General features: G+C 72.1%; 23 protein-coding genes. 22 read left to right on the forward strand and 1 reads right to left on the reverse strand.

The features are described 5' to 3' along the window. Positions 1 to 2: 2 nt before the first annotated feature. Positions 3 to 347, forward strand: a complete 345-nt coding sequence (locus AAG827_RS00950) for a hypothetical protein (protein ID WP_341923892.1) — start codon at positions 3 to 5, stop codon at positions 345 to 347. A 73-nt stretch (positions 348 to 420) separates the two neighbouring features. Here AAG827_RS00950 and AAG827_RS00955 read toward each other — a convergent pair whose 3' ends face one another. Next, positions 421 to 1,467, reverse strand: coding sequence for a chemotaxis response regulator protein-glutamate methylesterase (locus AAG827_RS00955; protein WP_341923893.1), 1,047 nt, complete (start codon positions 1,465 to 1,467; stop codon positions 421 to 423). Positions 1,468 to 1,566: 99 nt separating this feature from the next. Between AAG827_RS00955 and AAG827_RS00960 the strand changes: the two genes are divergently transcribed. From AAG827_RS00960 to AAG827_RS01060, 21 genes are all read left to right on the forward strand, one after another. Next, positions 1,567 to 2,421, forward strand: a complete 855-nt coding sequence (locus AAG827_RS00960; protein ID WP_341923894.1) for a protein-glutamate O-methyltransferase CheR — start codon at positions 1,567 to 1,569, stop codon at positions 2,419 to 2,421. Positions 2,422 to 2,481: 60 nt separating this feature from the next. After that, on the forward strand, positions 2,482 to 2,865 hold the full coding sequence (locus AAG827_RS00965; RefSeq protein ID WP_341923895.1) for a response regulator: 384 nt from the start codon (positions 2,482 to 2,484) through the stop codon (positions 2,863 to 2,865). Then, on the forward strand, positions 2,865 to 3,359 hold the full coding sequence (locus AAG827_RS00970; protein WP_341923896.1) for a chemotaxis protein CheX: 495 nt from the start codon (positions 2,865 to 2,867) through the stop codon (positions 3,357 to 3,359). The genes AAG827_RS00965 and AAG827_RS00970 overlap by 1 nt, the downstream gene beginning before the upstream one ends. After that, positions 3,356 to 3,718: a response regulator gene (locus AAG827_RS00975; protein ID WP_341923897.1), complete on the forward strand. Its 363-nt coding sequence runs from the start codon at positions 3,356 to 3,358 to the stop codon at positions 3,716 to 3,718. The genes AAG827_RS00970 and AAG827_RS00975 overlap by 4 nt, the downstream gene beginning before the upstream one ends. Before the next feature lie 10 nt (positions 3,719 to 3,728). Further along, positions 3,729 to 4,211 carry a hypothetical protein gene (locus tag AAG827_RS00980; RefSeq protein ID WP_341923898.1) on the forward strand — a complete coding sequence of 161 codons (483 nt, stop codon included), beginning with the start codon at positions 3,729 to 3,731 and terminating at the stop codon, positions 4,209 to 4,211. A 144-nt stretch (positions 4,212 to 4,355) separates the two neighbouring features. Then, positions 4,356 to 4,715, forward strand: a complete 360-nt coding sequence (locus tag AAG827_RS00985; protein ID WP_341923899.1) for a flagellar basal body protein — start codon at positions 4,356 to 4,358, stop codon at positions 4,713 to 4,715. Then, a complete protein-coding gene (locus AAG827_RS00990; RefSeq protein ID WP_341923901.1) occupies positions 4,715 to 5,107 on the forward strand; it encodes a flagellar basal body rod C-terminal domain-containing protein in 393 nt (130 codons plus the stop codon). The genes AAG827_RS00985 and AAG827_RS00990 overlap by 1 nt, the downstream gene beginning before the upstream one ends. After that, the gene (gene fliE, locus AAG827_RS00995; RefSeq protein WP_341923903.1) at positions 5,107 to 5,445 is read left to right on the forward strand and encodes a flagellar hook-basal body complex protein FliE; all 339 of its coding nucleotides are present in this window, start codon (positions 5,107 to 5,109) and stop codon (positions 5,443 to 5,445) included. The genes AAG827_RS00990 and fliE overlap by 1 nt, the downstream gene beginning before the upstream one ends. Beyond that, positions 5,445 to 7,025, forward strand: a complete 1,581-nt coding sequence (gene fliF / locus AAG827_RS01000) for a flagellar basal-body MS-ring/collar protein FliF (protein WP_341923904.1) — start codon at positions 5,445 to 5,447, stop codon at positions 7,023 to 7,025. Before fliE ends, fliF begins: the two co-directional genes overlap by 1 nt. Next, entirely contained in the window at positions 7,025 to 8,038 is a 1,014-nt protein-coding gene (gene fliG / locus AAG827_RS01005; RefSeq protein WP_341923905.1) for a flagellar motor switch protein FliG, read from the forward strand. The genes fliF and fliG overlap by 1 nt, the downstream gene beginning before the upstream one ends. Beyond that, positions 8,022 to 8,759 (forward strand): FliH/SctL family protein, encoded by a 738-nt coding sequence (locus AAG827_RS01010; protein WP_341923906.1) that lies wholly within the window; start codon positions 8,022 to 8,024, stop codon positions 8,757 to 8,759. Before fliG ends, AAG827_RS01010 begins: the two co-directional genes overlap by 17 nt. Next, the gene (locus AAG827_RS01015; RefSeq protein WP_341923907.1) at positions 8,756 to 10,060 is read left to right on the forward strand and encodes a FliI/YscN family ATPase; all 1,305 of its coding nucleotides are present in this window, start codon (positions 8,756 to 8,758) and stop codon (positions 10,058 to 10,060) included. The genes AAG827_RS01010 and AAG827_RS01015 overlap by 4 nt, the downstream gene beginning before the upstream one ends. Further along, positions 10,057 to 10,503 carry a flagellar export protein FliJ gene (locus AAG827_RS01020; protein WP_341923908.1) on the forward strand — a complete coding sequence of 149 codons (447 nt, stop codon included), beginning with the start codon at positions 10,057 to 10,059 and terminating at the stop codon, positions 10,501 to 10,503. The genes AAG827_RS01015 and AAG827_RS01020 overlap by 4 nt, the downstream gene beginning before the upstream one ends. Further along, positions 10,500 to 11,477, forward strand: coding sequence for a transglycosylase SLT domain-containing protein (locus AAG827_RS01025; RefSeq protein ID WP_341923909.1), 978 nt, complete (start codon positions 10,500 to 10,502; stop codon positions 11,475 to 11,477). Before AAG827_RS01020 ends, AAG827_RS01025 begins: the two co-directional genes overlap by 4 nt. Continuing rightward, positions 11,477 to 12,784, forward strand: a complete 1,308-nt coding sequence (locus AAG827_RS01030; protein ID WP_341923910.1) for a flagellar hook-length control protein FliK — start codon at positions 11,477 to 11,479, stop codon at positions 12,782 to 12,784. The genes AAG827_RS01025 and AAG827_RS01030 overlap by 1 nt, the downstream gene beginning before the upstream one ends. Before the next feature lie 13 nt (positions 12,785 to 12,797). After that, on the forward strand, positions 12,798 to 13,292 hold the full coding sequence (locus AAG827_RS01035; protein WP_341923911.1) for a flagellar hook capping FlgD N-terminal domain-containing protein: 495 nt from the start codon (positions 12,798 to 12,800) through the stop codon (positions 13,290 to 13,292). Between the two features lie 19 nt (positions 13,293 to 13,311). Beyond that, the gene (locus AAG827_RS01040) at positions 13,312 to 14,166 is read left to right on the forward strand and encodes a flagellar hook-basal body complex protein (RefSeq protein WP_341923912.1); all 855 of its coding nucleotides are present in this window, start codon (positions 13,312 to 13,314) and stop codon (positions 14,164 to 14,166) included. Positions 14,167 to 14,312: 146 nt separating this feature from the next. Then, complete coding sequence (locus AAG827_RS01045) at positions 14,313 to 14,675, forward strand: flagellar FlbD family protein (protein ID WP_341923913.1); 363 nt, start codon at positions 14,313 to 14,315, stop codon at positions 14,673 to 14,675. Next, complete coding sequence (locus AAG827_RS01050) at positions 14,675 to 15,442, forward strand: motility protein A (RefSeq protein ID WP_341923914.1); 768 nt, start codon at positions 14,675 to 14,677, stop codon at positions 15,440 to 15,442. Before AAG827_RS01045 ends, AAG827_RS01050 begins: the two co-directional genes overlap by 1 nt. Position 15,443: 1 nt before the next feature. Next, entirely contained in the window at positions 15,444 to 16,340 is an 897-nt protein-coding gene (locus AAG827_RS01055; RefSeq protein ID WP_341923915.1) for a flagellar motor protein MotB, read from the forward strand. After that, positions 16,337 to 16,786 carry a flagellar basal body-associated FliL family protein gene (locus AAG827_RS01060; protein ID WP_341923916.1) on the forward strand — a complete coding sequence of 150 codons (450 nt, stop codon included), beginning with the start codon at positions 16,337 to 16,339 and terminating at the stop codon, positions 16,784 to 16,786. Before AAG827_RS01055 ends, AAG827_RS01060 begins: the two co-directional genes overlap by 4 nt. The last annotated feature ends 7 nt before the right edge of the window (positions 16,787 to 16,793 follow it).

Consider the following 16,793-nt stretch of genomic DNA (forward strand, 5'->3'; position numbering starts at 1 on the left):
CCGTGTTCGTCGACCGCGGAGGAGTCGTCCGCCAGATCGACACGCACTTCGAGAGCTGGCAGCTGGAGCTGGACCGCCTCGAGCTCGACGTGATGCGCGCCGAGCGCGCCTTCGCCACCGACGGCCTGCTGCGCACCGACGTCTGGGAGGTCCCCAGCCTCGCCGGCCCGGTGCCCGAGGACCTGCGCGGGCGCGCGACCGAGATCCTGACCCGCCAGCAGGAGCTGCTGGTGAGCCTGGCCGAGCGCCTCGGCGCCACCCACCGCCAGCAGGCCCTCGCCGACAACGTCGGCCGGGTGTCGACCCGCGACCGGAGCCGACCGGTCTACTTCGACATCAGCGCCTGACGGCACCCAGACGCAGGAGGGGCCTGACCCGGTGGGTCAGGCCCCTTCGGCATGCCGGGTGGCGCGCGGTCGCTCAGCGCTGCAGCAGCGGACCGGCGACGAGCGAGGCCAGGCGCCCGGCGATCTCGCCCAGGGGCACCACCTCGTCCGCCAGTCCCGCGTTGGCCACGGCACCGGGCATCCCCCAGACGACCGAGGTGGCCTCGTCCTGGACGAGGACACGGCCCTGGCGCTCGGCGATCTCACGGCACCCGGCGAGGCCGTCGTGACCCATCCCGGTCAGCACCAGCGCGCCGACCCCGTCCCCGAACGTCTCGGCGGCGGAGCGGAAGAGCGGGTCGGCGGCAGGCCGGCAGAAGTTCTCCTTCGGACCGTCGTCGAGCCGAGCCCGGGTGACGCCGGCGACCCGCGAGATGCGCAGGTGTCGATCACCCGGCGCGACCAGCACCAGGCCGGGGACGACCAGGTCGCCGTCGACCGCCTCGCGCACGGACAGGGCGGAGACCCGGTCGAGCCGCTCGGCGAACATCGTGGTGAAGACCGGCGGCATGTGCTGGGCCACGAGCACCGGCACCGGTAAGTCGCCCGGCAGGGCGGCCAGCACCTGGGCCAGCGCGTCAGGACCACCGGTCGAGCTGGCGACGACCAGCAGCTCGCAGGGCGCGCGGCGCGGCGCCGGCTGACGTCGTACGACGGGGCGCGCGGCGCCGACGCGGCGCGCGCCGGCCAGGGCCTTGATGCGCGGCACGAGCTGCTCGCGCACCTCGGTCATCGACTCGGCCATGGAGCCGGTGTTGCTCGGCTTGGTCACGTAGTCGGACGCCCCGTTGGAGAGGGCCTCGAGGGTGCTGGCGGCGCCACGCTCGGTGAGCGTGGAGAACATGATGATCGGCAGCCGCGGGTGGCGCGGGTGGATCACCGCCAGCGCGCCGAGGCCGTCGAGACGGGGCATCTCCACGTCCAGGGTCACCGCGTCGGGCTGGAGCGCGTCGACCATCTCGATCGCCTCGAGCCCGTCGCGCGCGGCGCCCACGACCTCGATGGCGGGGTCCTGTGCCAGCACCGAGGTGATGAGCCTGCGCAGCACGGCTGAGTCGTCAACTACCAGAACTCTGATCACGGGGGGCAGATCGGCCCCGGAGCGCGCCGACTGAGGACAACCTCCAGGTCGCGCGGCGATACGTCTCAGGATGGTCGGCAGGATCCCGATGAGTGGCTCGTGAGCATCGCAGAGTCCAGCTTCCGCTACGTGGCCGACCTCGTCCGTCGGGAGACCTCCATGCTCTACGAGCCGGGCAAGGAGTACCTCGTCGAGGCGAGGCTCCTGCCCCTCGCTCGTGAGGCGGGGGACTCCGACGTCGACGTCTACGTGAGCCGCCTCATGTCCGACGCCGCCGAGCGTCGCAAGGCGATCGACGCGCTGACCATCAACGAGACGTCCTGGTTCCGCGACAACGCGCCCTACCAGGCCTTCACCGAGGTGCTCCTGCCGCGAGCGATCGCCGCCAACCAGGCCACCCGTCGCATCTCCATCTGGTCGGCGGCGTGCTCGAGCGGCCAGGAGGCCTACAGCCTCTCGATGCTGCTCGACCAGCACCTGCCGCTCGGCTGGACCGCCGAGATCCTCGCGACCGACGTGTCGACGGCGATGCTCGAGCGGGTCAAGGCCGGGCGCTACAGCCAGGTCGAGATGAACCGCGGCCTCCCGGCCACGCACCTGGTGCGCTACTTCAGCCGGGTCGGCAGCGAGTGGGAGGTCTCCGCCGACCTGCGGCGCATCGTCACCACCCAGCACCTCAACCTGGCCACGACGTTCCCGCCGCTGCCGACGTTCGACATCGTCTTCCTGCGCAACGTCCTCATCTACTTCGACCTCGACACCAAGCGCGACATCCTGCGCCGGGTGCACGCGCGGGTCGCACCCCACGGGTCCCTCCTGCTGGGCTCGTCCGAGACCACCCTCGACCTCACCGACAGCTGGGAGCGCGAGGCGGTCGGTCGGGTGCAGGTCCACCGTCCCGTCCAGCCTGCTGGGGCCTTCGGCCTCGCCGCGCCCACGAGGGCCGCCGTATGACCCACCGGATCCCCTTCGCCCCCGCCACGACCACGGCAACCCCGACAGGAGCCTGACCCCATGCACGCGCTGATCATCGACGACTCCCGAGCCATGCGTTCGATCCTGCGACGCATCGTCACGGACCTCGGCTACGACACGACCGAGGCCGAGCACGGCCAGGCCGCGCTGGACCACCTCGAGGCCGGACTCGTGCCCGACCTGTGCCTGATCGACTGGAACATGCCGGTCATGGACGGCTACCAGTTCGTGCAGCGGGTGCGCGACGACGCCCGGTGGCGCGACGTCACCTTGATGATGGTGACGACCGAGAGCGAGCACGGCCAGATCGTGCGGGCGCTCGCGGCCGGTGCCCACGAGTACGTCATCAAGCCCTTCACCCCCGACGCCATCGTCGACAAGCTCGAGCTGCTCGGCCTTCTCGTGGCGGAGGTGCCGGCATGATGCTCGAAGGCCCCTCCTTCACCGACCTGCACGCCGTCGTCGACGAGGTGTGGACGACCTTCCTCGGTCCCGAGGACCCCCTCCTGCCCGCCCTCCCGGACACCGGGCTGGGCGAGGGCGTGACCTGGTCGGCCGCCACCAGCGTGACCGGCGCCTGGAACGGCGTCGTGACCATCGAGATCCCCGACCTCGTGGCCCAGACCGCCACCGAGCGGATGCTGGGGCTGACCCCCGACGAGGTGCTCAGCACCGAGGACGTCGCCGACGCCGTGGGCGAGCTGGTCAACATGATCGGTGGCAACGTCAAAAGCCTGATGCCCGGGCCGAGCGCCCTCTCGCTCCCGTTGGTCGCCCGCGGCACCATCGCCTCGCCCTCCGACCTCACCGAGGTCTCCCACCTGGACCTCACCTGGGCCGGGTCCCCCCTCCGGGTCACCGTCCTCGCCCGGCGGGACGCGCCGGCGCACACCCTCGACAAGCGGGAGTCAGCATGAAGATCCTCGTCGCCGACGACAGCCGCGTGATGCGCCAGATCGTCATCCGCACCCTGCGCCAGGCCGGTCACGGCGGTCACGACATCGTCGAGGCCCAGGACGGCAAGGAGGCGCTCGACCTCGCGCGCAGCGAGGCACCTGACCTGGTGCTCTCCGACTGGAACATGCCGGAGATGAACGGCATCGACGTCCTGACCAGCCTGCGCGCCTCCGGCTCCCAGGTCGCCTTCGGGTTCGTGACCTCCGAGGGGTCGGAGGAGATGCGCACCCGCGCCTCGCAGGCCGGCGCCGCGTTCCTGATCGCCAAGCCCTTCACGCCCGAGGCGTTCGGCGAGGCCCTGTCGGGGATCGGGCTCTAGACCGATGACGATGACCGACACGCACCTGCCGATCACCAAGGACGTGCGCGACCTGCTGGTCGGGCTCCTCGGCAAGGACGTGACGCTCAGCCCGACAGGCCCCCTGGCGCCCGGGCCCTCGACCCCGGCGAGCGTCGCCCTCTACACCGACGACTCCCTGCAGCTGCGCGCCGTCATCGCCTGCGACCTGGAGTTCTCCGCACGGGCCGGTGCCGCCCTGGCGCTCATGCCCCCGGGCGCGGCCGACGCCGCCCTCGAGGAGGGCGCGCTCGACGAGACCCTGCGCGACAACCTCTACGAGGTGCTCAACATCGCCGCCTCGCTCTTCAACGTCGACGACGCACCCCACGTCAAGCTCTACGACCTGCACCCGGCCGGCCCACCGCTGCCACCCGACGTACGCGTGCGGACGCTGACGCTGGGCCGTCGCGAGGACCTCGCCGTGGACATCGCGGGCTACGGCTCCGGACGGCTCTCCATCGTCCTCTGCTGAGGCTCCGGTCTGGACCTTCACCGGTCCTTCACGGATTCCCTCAGGTCCCCCACCCCGGGACCGATCAACCCTGCGAGCAAGGATCGCTCGCCCCGCCCCACGCCGACGGACCGGCACCCACTCGACCACCTCGAGAGGCTCGCCGTGTCCGTTCCCGCACTCGCTGCGACCGATGCCGTCTCCTCGGTCCTGGGCGCCGCCCTCGACGGCCTGTCGATGCGTCAGCGCGTCATCGCCGACAACATCGCCAACATCGACACCCCCGGCTTCCGGGCGACCAGCGTCGACTTCGAGAGCTCGCTGCGCTCGGCCATCTCGTCCGGTGACGCCAGCCAGGTCGGGGTGGCGACGACGCCGACCGACACCCCGGTGGGTCCGGACGGCAACAACGTCGACCTCCGCAAGGAGACCGTCGCCGCGATGCAGTCGCAGTTCCAGTACCAGATGATGACGCGGGCGGTCAGCGACCGCTTCGACATCCTGCGCATCTCGGCCGGTGCCTGATGGGTGCCTTCGACCTGCTCGGCATCGCCGGCTCCAGCCTCGGCATGCACCAGACGTGGCTCGACTCGTTGGCCAACAACATCGCCAACGTCAACACCGTGGTCGCGACCAGCGAGAGCGCCTTCCAGGCCCAGATGGTCACCGCTGCGCCGCGGCCCGGCGGCGGCGTCCAGGTCGCCGGCATCGCGCTCAGCGACGCGGCCGGCACGGTCGTCAACGACCCGGACCACCCGCTCGCCGACGCCGACGGCAACGTCCGCGCGCCCGCGGTGGACATGTCGAGCCAGATGAGCCAGCTGATCATGGCCCAGCGCGGCTACCAGGCCTCGGTCCAGATCACCAAGTACGCGCAGGAGACCTACTCCAGCGCCCTGTCGATCGGGGGTCGATGATGAGTGTCTCCGGCATCGAGGCGATGGGCTTCACGCCGTACGTCGCCCCGCAGGTCCCCACCCCACCCGCAGGTCCCGGCGGGGTCGGCGCCGCCGGCGCCACCGCCGGTGTCCAGGGCGCGTCGTTCGGCGACCTGGTCCTCGACGGGATCGACCGCCTCGAGGGCGTCCAGGACCGCAGCGACCAGCTGGCCGTCAAGGCCGCGACCGGTGACCTGCAGAACCTCCACGACTACACGATCGCGGCCACCGAGGCCACCGTGACCACCCAGATGACCGTCGCCGTCCGCAACAAGGCGGTCGAGGCGTTCACCGAGATCATGCGGATGCAGGTCTGATGAAGCAGCAGCTCGGTCGCTCGCTGGCCAAGTACCAGCGCACCTTCGCGACGTTCACCACCGGCCAGAAGGCCATGGCCGTGCTCGGCACCGCCGCCCTCCTGCTCGCCGGCTTCATGGTCTTCAAGTGGGCCGCCACGCCCAGCATGGCGCCGCTCTACTCCAACCTCTCCTCCACCGACGCCTCCGCGGTCATCGACCAGCTCGAGACCAGCGGCGTCCCCTACGAGATCGGCGGCGGCGGCGGCACCGTGATGGTGCCCCGCGACCTGGTCTACTCGACCCGCATCGACCTGAGCGGCGAGGGCCTGCCCACCAGCAGCGAGGACGGCTACTCGCTGCTCGACAGCCAGGGCCTGTCCACCTCGCAGTTCCAGGAGCAGACCGACTTCAAGCGGGCCATGGAGGGCGAGCTCTCGCGCACCATCGAGGCGATCGACGACGTCGAGACCGCGGTCGTCCACCTCGCGCTGCCGCCCCAGCAGGTCTTCGCCGACGAGCAGGACCCGGCCACGGCCTCCGTGCTCGTGGCCACCCGCCCGGGCACCACGCTGGGCGCCGACCAGGTGCAGGCGGTCGTCCACCTCGTCGCCTCCAGCATCGACGGCCTGGACCCCACCAAGGTGACCGTGGCGGACTCCACGGGCCTCGTGCTCTCGGCGCCCGACGGCTCGGCCGCCGCAGCTGCGAGCACCCGCACCCAGCAGACCGAGGCCATGCAGGACCAGCTGCACAGCCGGCTCCAGGCGATGCTCGACCGGGTCGTCGGCGTCGGCAACTCCACCGTGCAGGTGACCACCGACCTCGACTTCGACAAGTCCGTCGTCGAGACCACCGACTTCTCCGTCGACGAGGACACCCCGCCGCTGTCCTCGAGCAGCAGCAGCGAGACCTACACCGGCCCCGACGCCACCGGTCAGGTCGGCGGCGTCGTCGGTCCGGACGGCCAGATGGACACCACCGCGACCGGCGGTGACGCCTCCAGCTATGTGAAGAAGCAGTCGGCGGAGGACAACGCGGTCGACAGCACCGTCGAGCGTCGCGAGACCTCGCCCGGATCGATCCGCTCGATGCACGTCAGCGTCGTGCTCGACACCGCCACCACCAAGCAGATCTCACCCGCCGACATCCAGGACCTGGTCGCCGCCGGCGTCGGGATCAGCCGCAAGCGCGGCGACACCGTCCAGGTCACCTCGCTGCCCTTCGACCGCACCGCCGAGCTGGCCGCGGCCGACGAGCTCAAGGCCGCCGCCGCCGCGAACGCCAAGGCCGAGCAGACCACGCTCTATCGCAACATCGGGCTCGGCGTGCTGGTCGTGCTGATGCTGCTGCTGGCCTGGATCACCGGACGCCGGCGCGCCAAGGCACGCGACAAGGCCACGACGTACGTCGTCGAGCAGCTGCGCCAGGAGTCGACCGCCCGCACCGCCGCCCTCGAGATGCCGCCGGCGGCGCTCGCCCTCGAGCAGGCCGAGCGCGACCAGACCATGGAGCTGCGCGAGGAGCTCAACTCCCTGGTCGAGCGCCAGCCCGAGGACGTCGCGGCGCTGCTGCGCGGCTGGCTCGTGGAGCGTCCCTGATGACCACGACCCTCGCGGGCATCGGCGTGCGCAAGGCCGCGATCCTGCTCGTCCAGCTCGGCCGCGACCGCGCCGCCGCCGTCATGAGCAAGCTCGAGGACAGCGAGGTCGAGGCGATCTCCGCCGAGATCGCCCGCCTCGACTCGATCAGCGGTGGCGAGACCGAGTCGGTCCTCACCGAGTTCCGCGACCTCATGACGGCCCGCGCCCACATCGCGCAAGGTGGCCTCGCCTTCGCCCAGCAGCTCCTGGAGCAGTCGCTCGGCAGCGAGCGCGCCGCGGAGATCATGGAGCGGCTCAACGCCGCCGCCGTGCAGATGCCCTTCCAGTTCCTCCACCGCGCCGATCCGGCCCAGCTGCGCTCCTTCATCGTCGACGAGCACCCGCAGGTGATCGCGCTCGTGCTCGCCCACATGACGCCCGACAAGGCCTCGCTGCTGCTCTCGGGCCTGCCCCCCGAGCAGCAGGCCAAGGTCGCCCACCGCATCGCCGTCATGGACCGCACCTCGCCCGACATCGTGCGTGCCGTCGAGGCGACCCTGGAGCGCAAGCTCTCCTCGATGCTCCAGCCGTCCGACCTCTCGCGCGTCGGCGGCCTGGACCCCCTGGTCAACATCATCAACCGCTCCGACCGCTCGACCGAGCGCCAGATCGTCGAGGGGCTCGAGAGCCTCGACGTCGCCCTGGCCAACGAGGTCAAGAGCCGGATGTTCATGTTCGAGGACATCGTCAACCTCGACGACCGCTCGATCCAGCAGGTGCTGCGCCAGGTCGACACCGGCGAGCTCGCGCTGGCGCTCAAGGGCGTCTCGGACCTGGTGCGCGACAAGATCACGGGCAACCTCTCCGAGCGCGCCGGCGCCACGCTGGTCGAGGAGATCGAGCTGCTCGGCCCCGTGCGCCTGACCCAGGTGGAGGAGGCCCAGCAGGCCATCATCCGCACCATCCGACAGCTCGAGGAGCAGGGCCAGATCATGGTCCGGCGAGGGAACGACGATGAGTTCGTCGACTGAGGCCCGCCCCGAGACGGGGCCGGCCACGGGCTCCGAGACCGGAGCCGCCGTGCTGCGCGGAGCCAGTGCCGACGCGGCCAGCTCCATGGGCACCCCCGAGCTGCGCTCGGGGTCCTGGACCCGCTTCGGCGACCGCTCGGTGCTCGGCGACGCGGTCACCGAGCAGGTGCTCTCCGGTCTCGCCGAGAGCACCCGCACGGCCGCCCGCAGCCAGGGCTACGCCGTCGGGTGGGCCGAGGGCCGTCGCGAGGCGGCCGTCGAGGCGGCCGCCGTCGCCGCCGTGGCCGAGGAGCAGCGCTGTCTCGCCGAGGTCCGCCGCGAGGCCGAGCACCGCGCGGCGCTGGACGCGCTGGTCGAGGCCGCGGCCTCCCTCCAGCAGACGCTCGCCCGGGTCAGCACCCGGGTCGAGGACCAGGCCCTGCTGCTCGCCCGCGAGCTCACCGAGGCGCTGGTCCACCACGAGCTCCGCCTCTCCCCCGACCTCGGCGAGGACGTCGTGCGCCGCGCCCTGCGGGTGCTGCCCGCCGGCTTGCCCGTGACGCTGCGCCTGCACCCCTGCGCCGCGACCGCCGACGCGGTGAGCGGGCTCGTCGAGCAGGGGGTGCGCGTCGTCGCCGACGCCTCGCTCATGCCCGGCGACGCGGTCGTCGAGGCCGACGACCACGTGGTCGACCTGTGTGTCGGCTCCGCGCTCGAGCGGATGCGGGAGGCGCTGTCGTGACCGCCCTGCTGGACCAGGCGCGCGACCGTGCGCTCACCTCCGTGCTCCCGCTGCGACTCGGTCGCGTCAGCGAGATGGTCGGCCTCCACCTGCGGGTCACCGGACTGCGCGCCGCCGTGGGCGACCTGCTCGAGGTCATGGCGCCCACCCCGGTGCTCGCCGAGGTCGCGGCCAGCAGCACCGACGGGCTCGTGTGCCTCCCCCTGGGCCACACCGCCGGGCTCGAGGTCGGCGCCCCCGTCCGTCACACCGGCGGTCCCCTGCAGATCAACGTCGGCGACCGGCTGCGCGGCCGGGTGCTCGACGGCCTCGGCCGCCCGATCGACGGGGGACCCTCCCTCCGCGACCTGCCCGCCGTACGCGTCGAGCAGGCGGCGCCCGACGCCCTCGCCCGACCCCGCATCGACCGCCAGCTCGGGCTGGGCGTGCGGGCCCTGGACTCGCTGGTGCCCTGCGGCACCGGGCAACGGCTGGGCATCATGGCCGGCTCCGGCGTCGGCAAGTCCAGCCTGCTGTCGATGATCGCCCGCGGCACCGAGGCGGAGGTCTCCGTCATCGCCCTGGTCGGCGAGCGCGGCCGCGAGGTGCGCGAGTTCATCGAGAACGACCTCGGTCCCGAGGGCCTGGCCCGCTCGGTCGTGGTCGTCGCCACCTCGGACGCACCGCCCGTCGAGCGGCTGCGCGCGGCCTTCGTCGCGACCCGGATCGCGGAGTGGTTCCGCGACGACGGCAAGCACGTGCTGCTGATGATGGACTCCCTGACCCGCGTCGCCATGGCCCAGCGCGAGATCGGCCTGTCGGCAGGAGAGCCGCCCGCGACCCGTGGCTACCCGCCCAGCGTCTTCGCCCTGCTCCCCCGGCTGCTCGAGCGCGCCGGCACCTCGCCCACGGGCTCGATCACCGGGCTCTACACGGTCCTGGTGGAGGGCGACGACATGCAGGACCCCATCGGCGACACGGCCCGCTCGATCCTCGACGGTCACGTCGTCCTGACCCGTCGCCTTGCGACAGCCGGGCACTTCCCCAGCATCGACGTGCTCGAGTCGATCTCGCGGGTCACCTCGGCGGTCACCACGCCGGTCCAGCGCGAGGCCGCGATCCAGCTGCGCCGAATGCTCGCCGCCCACCGCTCGGTGCGCGAGCTGGTCGAGATCGGCGCCTACGTCTCGGGCACCGACCCCGACGCCGACGCCGCCCTGGCGCGGATGCCGCAGATCAACGACTTCCTGCGCCAGCCGATGGACTCGGCCACCTCCCTGGAGGAGACCTGGGCGCGTCTGCAGGGGCTGGTGGCACCGTGAGCAGCGCCCAGCAGGACCGTGGCCTCCAGGCCGTGTCGCGCGTCCGCGCCGTGCGCGAGCGAGACAGCCGGCTCGGCCTCCAGCAGGCGATCGCCGAGCAGCGCCGCCACGAGGAGGCGCTCGCCGAGATCGAGCAGAGCGTGCGCGAGCACGGCAGCCGGGTCGTCACCGACGCCGGCCAGTTCGTGGCCCTGCGCGCCTCCCTGACCGCGCTCACCGACGCCGCCAGTCGCCGGCGGGGCGAGGTGGACCAGGCGGTCGTCGTACGCTCCAGCGCGGACGCTCACTGGCAGTCGCACAAGACCCGCCTCTCCGCCGTCGACAACCTCCTCGAGAGCCGCGTCGACGAGCGTCGCGCGGTCGACGCCCACGACGAGGCGCGTGAGCTCGACGAGGTCGCCGGGCGCCTGTGGCTGCGACGCGCGACGGGTGGCCACGCATGAGCGTCTCCGACGTCACCAGCCGGATCTCGATGATCCAGAGCCAGCTGGCGCTGCTCGCCCCGCCGCGGACGGCCTCGACCGCCTTCACCGGAGCGCTCGCCACGGCCGCCACGACCGCCCTGGCCGGCACGACGACCACCCCCCCACTCTCGAGCACCACCCCCACCACCGCCACTACCGGCGGTGCCGGCGTCAGCGGCGAGGCGGTCGTGGCCGAGGCGCGCAAGTACCTCGGCATCCCCTACCTCTGGGGCGGCACCGACCCCCAGAGGGGCCTCGACTGCTCGGGGATGATCCAGCTCGTCTACAAGAACCTCGGCATCGACATCCCGCGCGTCTCCTACCAGCAGGCCACCGCCGGCCGGCCGGTCGCGTCCCTCGCCGAGGCCCAGCCCGGCGACATCCTCGCCTTCAACTCACCGGTCAACCACGTCGGCATCTACATCGGCAACAACCAGATGATCGAGGCGCCGCGCACCGGCCTCGACGTCCGCGTCATCGACGTCTACGAGACCCCCACGGCGATCCGCCGGATCCTGCCCGAGGGCGGGGCCGCCCCGGTCACCCGGACCGGCGCACCGGCGGGAGCCGTCGGCGGCGTCCCGTTCGCCGACCTCTTCAACGGCGCCGCGCAGAAGTACGGCGTCTCCCCCGCGCTGCTCTCCGCCGTGGCCAGGCAGGAGTCGGGCTACGACCCGACCGCCGTCAGCCCGGCCGGCGCCCAGGGACTGATGCAGCTCATGCCCGGCACCGCGCAGGGGCTCGGCGTCACCAACTCCTTCGACCCGACGCAGGCCGTCGACGGTGCCGCCCGGCTGCTGCGCGACCTGCTCGACCGCTTCGGCTCGACGCCCCTCGCGCTCGCGGCCTACAACGCCGGGCCCGGCGCGGTGCTGCGCTACGACGGCATCCCGCCCTACCCCGAGACGCAGAACTACGTCCGCTCCGTCATGTCGATGCTGGAGGCAGCCTGATGACGATCGCCCCGATGGGCCCGCCCCTCGTCGCACCCGGTGCGGCCGGTGCACCCGGTGCGGCCGGCGCCGCCGGTGCGGCGCCCGGCCCCGCCCCGGACTCGGCCCTGGGCTTCGGCGCCCTGGTCGCAGCACTCGTCGAGGACGCCGGCACCGGTGTGCCTGCCCAGCAGGCCCCGGCCGACCCCACCGACCCGGCCGACCCCGCCGAGTCGGCCGAGTCGGCGCAACCGGGCACCGATGCCGGTGAGGTGGCTGACCAGGAGGACGCCGAGTCGGCGCAATGTTGCACGGCGATGCCGCCCGCGCTCCTGGACCTGCTCGTCGGCCGCCTGCCGGTCCCGGTCCCGGTCCCGGCTCCGGCCGGTCCCGTGACCGCTCCCGTTGCCGACGGGACCGCCCCGCTCCTCGAGGGCGCCACCGACGTGACGGTCGCCGCGCACGGCGCCGACCCGGCGGCCCTGTCCCCGCTGGCCCCCACGGACCCGGCGACCACCGCCGCTGGCCCCGACGCCGTACGACGCCCCGAGGGCGCCGCGCCCGACGCGCCCGCCGCCGTGCAACAACACGCCGACTCGGCGACCGCCGTGCAACAACACGCCGACTCGGCCCCCGCCGTGCAACAACACGCCGACTCGGCGACCGCCGTGCAACATCGCGCCGACTCGGCACCTGATCCCGGCGCAGCGGCTGCGGCCGGCGTGACGGGGAGCAGCGCGCCGGCACCGGCCTCGGTCGACCGCACGGCCGCACCGCCGGCCACGGCGGCCGTGACCCGCCAGGTCTTCCCCGAGGTCACCCGGCTGGCCTCGTCGGGCCCCGGCACCCACCACCTGACGCTGCGGCTCGACCCGGGCTCGCTCGGTGAGGTCCGGGTGACCCTCACGGTGCGCGCCGGTCAGGTGCGGGTGAGCCTGGCGGCCGGCCAGGAGGCGCGCGACGCCCTGCTGCACAGCTCGCCCGACCTGCGCCGGCTGCTCGAGCAGGGCGGCGCCGACGCGACCGTCACGATCCGCGACCTGGGCGCCGGCGGCAGCACCGGTCTGGGCGGACTGCTCGACCGCAGCACCACCCGCGACGACACCGCGGCCACCTACGCCCGTGCGGCCGGGGAGCAGGTCCCCTCGGGGAGCGACCGCCCCGCCGCGGGCGACCCCGGGCCCCAGCGGGGGCCCGGCCACGATCACCACGCACGGACGCGTGAGGACACCACCGCCAGGGATGGCAGCCCGGACCCGACGACCCCGTCGAGACCGGTCGAGCTGCGCACGTCACACGGGCCCTCGGGCCTGGACGTGTCCATCTAGGAGGAGGAACGCGTTGTCCATCCCGGCAATCGAAACCATGGCGCCGCCCACGGGCATGCTCGCCAGCACGTCCACGGCGGGGGCAGGCTCGGCCGACAAGGAGATGTTCCTGCAGCTCCTGGTCGCCCAGCTGCGCTACCAGGACCCGATGAACCCGAGCGACACCAGCGAGTTCCTCTCGCAGTCCGCGCAGTTCACCGCGCTCGAGAAGATGCAGTCCGTCGCCGACCAGACAGGTGCCCTGCTCGGGGCCCAGATGGCCTTCGGCGGCGCCCAGCTGGTCGGCCGCCAGGTCACCTACACGCTGGGCGACGGCACCGAGGGGAGCGGTCTCGTCAGCGGGGTGACCTTCGGCCCCTCGGGCCCGGTCCTCGACGTCGGTGGCATCGAGGTCCCCATCTTCCAGGTCCAGTCCGTCACCGACGGAAGCCCGACCAGCACCACCACCCCGACCACACCGGCCGCCACGGCCGCCACCATCCCATCCCTGGCAGTTCCGGCCCTCTGAGGGCCCGAGAGGACATCTCATGCTTCGTTCACTCTTCGCCGGTATCAGCGGCCTCCGCGTCAACCAGACCATGCTCGACGTCACCGGCAACAACATCGCCAACGCCAACACGATCGGCTTCAAGTCCAGCACCGTCGTCTTCCAGGACACCCTGAGCCAGATGCTCACCGGCGCCTCCGGTGCCAGCGCCGGCCAGGGCGGCACCAACCCGATCCAGGTGGGTCTCGGCGTGCAGGTCGCCGCGGTGGCCTCCAACCTGCTCCAGGGATCCGCCCAGATGACCGGCCGGGCCACCGACCTGATGATCCAGGGCGACGGCATGTTCGTCCTCCAGGACGGCAACGAGCAGATCTACACCCGCGCCGGTGCGTTCACCTTCGACGAGACCGGCACCCTGGTCAGCCCCTCGGGCGCCCGGGTCCAGGGCTACGCCCTCGACGCGGCCGGCCTGGCCACCGGCGGGCTGATCGACATCACGCTGGACTCGGCCGGGCTCACCCCGACGGTGCCCGTGGGCGAGGAGCTCACGTCCTACGCGATCGGCGCCGACGGCAAGATCCGCGGTGTCTTCTCCGACGGCATCCAGCGCGACATGGCACAGGTCGCCCTGGCCGACTTCAACAACCCCAACGGCCTCGAGCGCGTCGGTGAGACGGCCTTCCGCGGGTCGGCCAACTCCGGTGCCGCCGAGATCGACGTCCCCGGCGCCGGACAGCGCGGCACCCTGATCGGCGGCGCCCTGGAGATGTCCAACGTCGACCTGGCCGCGGAGTTCACCAACCTGATCCTCGCCCAGCGCGGGTTCCAGGCCAGCTCGCGCGTGATCACCACCTCGGACCAGGTCCTCGAGGACCTGGTCAACATCAAGCGCTGACACGCGTCCGTGCGACGGGCTGCCCGTCGCCGCTGCCGTCGCAGCCCGTCGCACGGATTCCTCAGGTCTTTACCTCCCCTACCGATGAGACCTCTGACAGCCACGGAAGGCCGTCGAACACCCGCACTAAGGATGGTGCTCCCCCCATGATCTTGCTGACCCGTCTCTCCGGCTCCGCGTTCGCGCTCAACTCCGAGCTGATCGAACGCGTCGACAGCACGCCCGACACCGTGATCACGCTCCTCGACGGCTCCAAGTACGTCGTCGCCGAGAGCCTGCACGCGGTCGTCAACGCCATCCGCTACCACCGCGCCGAGGTCATCGCCCTCAGCGCCCACGTGCAGGTGGGCGAGGTCGAGGCCTGGCCGGACGGCGACCGCGTGTCGCCCGACGCGGTGCGGCTCCTCCAGGACTCCCCCCTGCCGGCCGACACGGCGCCGAGGCTGGCCTCGGTCACCGCCCATCCCTCCCTGCAGGGCCTCGAGAACCGGTCGGGAGGGAAGGCCTGATGGACCTCGCGACCCCCATCGGCATCGGCGTCGGCTTCGGCGTCGTCTTCGCCTCCCAGATCATGGAGGGCGGCAACCCGATGAGCCTCATGCTCCCGGCGCCGCTGCTCCTCGTCTTCGGCACCACCCTGCTCGTCACGCTCGCCGGCGGCACGATGCAGGACGCCAAGGGCTCCCTCGCCGCCCTCAAGCGCGCGTTCACCGGCAACATCACACCGGCGTCCGACGTCGTCCCGGCGGTGGTCCAGCTCGCCGAGCGGGCCCGCCGCGAGGGCCTGCTGGCCCTGGAGGACTCGCTCAAGGACATCGACGACGAGTTCCTGGTCAAGGGCGTGACCCTGGCGATCGACGGCACCGACCCCGACGAGGTCCGCGAGATCCTCGAGTCGGAGATGATCGCCAAGAAGCGCTCCGACAAGCAGTCCGCCAAGTTCTTCGCCGACGCCGGCGCCTACGCCCCGACCATCGGCATCATCGGCACCGTCATGGGCCTGGTGCACGTCCTGGAGAACCTCGCGCAGCCCGAGGAGCTCGGTCACCTGATCGCCGCCGCCTTCATCGCGACCCTGTGGGGAGTCATGTCGGCCAACGTCATCTGGCTCCCCCTGGGCAGCCGCCTCAAGCGACTCAGCGAGCTCGAGGCCGCCCGCATGGAGATCATCATCGAGGGCGTGGCCGCGATCCAGGCCGGCTCCAACCCGAGGGTGATCGCGCAGAAGCTGACCTCGCTCCTGCCGGTGGGTCAGACGGTCCCCGAGGCGGCCTGACGTGTCGGCCAGACGACGTCGGCACGAGGAGCCCGAGGAGCACGAGAACCACGAGCGGTGGCTGGTCACCTATGCCGACATGGTGACCCTGCTGATGGTGCTCTTCATCGTGCTCTTCGCCATGAGCCAGGTCGACCAGAAGAAGTTCAACGCGCTCAAGGACGGGCTCGCGGCGGGCTTCGGACAGTCGACCTCGGTGCTCGACGGGTCGTCCTCGATCCTCGACCAGGCCGGGACGTCCTCGATGGCGCCGGTCGCGCCCTCGCTGAACTACCAGGAGCTGACCGAGGTCGAGCTCGCCTCCACCTCCAACGGCGTGGCTGCGGCGATGCAGGACGCCGTACGCCGTCGTCAGGACGCCGAGGCCGAGGTGACCCGCTTCGAAGCCCTCCAGGAGAAGCTCCTCAGGGCACTGCGCGAGAAGGGTCTGGCCGACGACGTGCGGGTCTCCTACGACGAGCGCGGGCTGGTGCTGAGCCTGGTGTCACGGCACGTGGTGTTCGAGGCGGACCTTGCCACGCTGAGCGCCCGCGGACGTGACGTCGTCGACACGCTCGCCACCGTGCTCGCCGACGTCGACGACCCACTCCAGGTCGACGGCCACACCAACCAGGTGAAGGTGAAGCCGAAGTACTTCGCCACCGACTGGGACCTCTCGGCTGCGCGGGCGCTGACCGTGCTGCGCCGGCTCGACGAGGTGGGCGGCCTGCCCGGCAGCCGGCTGATGCTGGCGGCATACGGCCACGAGAAGCCCCTGATGGACCCGGACCTCCCGGGATCGCAGGAGGTCAACAAGCGAGTGGACGTGGTCGTCCTGTCCTCGCTGCCGCCCGAGACCCGGGCGATGCTGGACGACGTGGCGGCCACCCGCACCGAGCCGACAGGAGACGGATCATGAGCACGACGACGGCCCCGGCGCCGAGCGCGGCCGCGCCCACCGAGGAGAAGGCCAAGGGCGGCGGCAAGAAGAAGATCCTGGTGATCGTGCTGGTGCTCGCCGTGGTCGCGGGCGCCGCGTGGTTCTTCCTGCTGCGTCCCTCGGGCGAGGCCGAGCCGGAGGTGGTGCCGGGCGAGGTGGTCGCCCTCGAGCCGGTCCAGATCAACCTCGCCGAGAGCCACTACCTGCGCATCGGCGTGGCGCTCCAGCTGATCGAGGGAGCCCACGAGGTCGACGGGAGCAAGGCGCTCGACGCGGTGATCGAGATCTTCAGCGGACGCAGGCCCGAGGAGCTGACGAAGCCCGCGGGACGCCACAAGCTCAAGAAGGAGCTGATGCACACCCTCGAGGAGAGCTATCACGGGGAGGTGATGGACATCTACTTCACCGAGTTCGTCACCCAGTAGTCGCCCG

Origin of the sequence: Nocardioides psychrotolerans, from assembly GCF_943371775.1 — a bacterium.
Classification (GTDB): domain Bacteria; phylum Actinomycetota; class Actinomycetes; order Propionibacteriales; family Nocardioidaceae; genus Nocardioides; species Nocardioides psychrotolerans_A.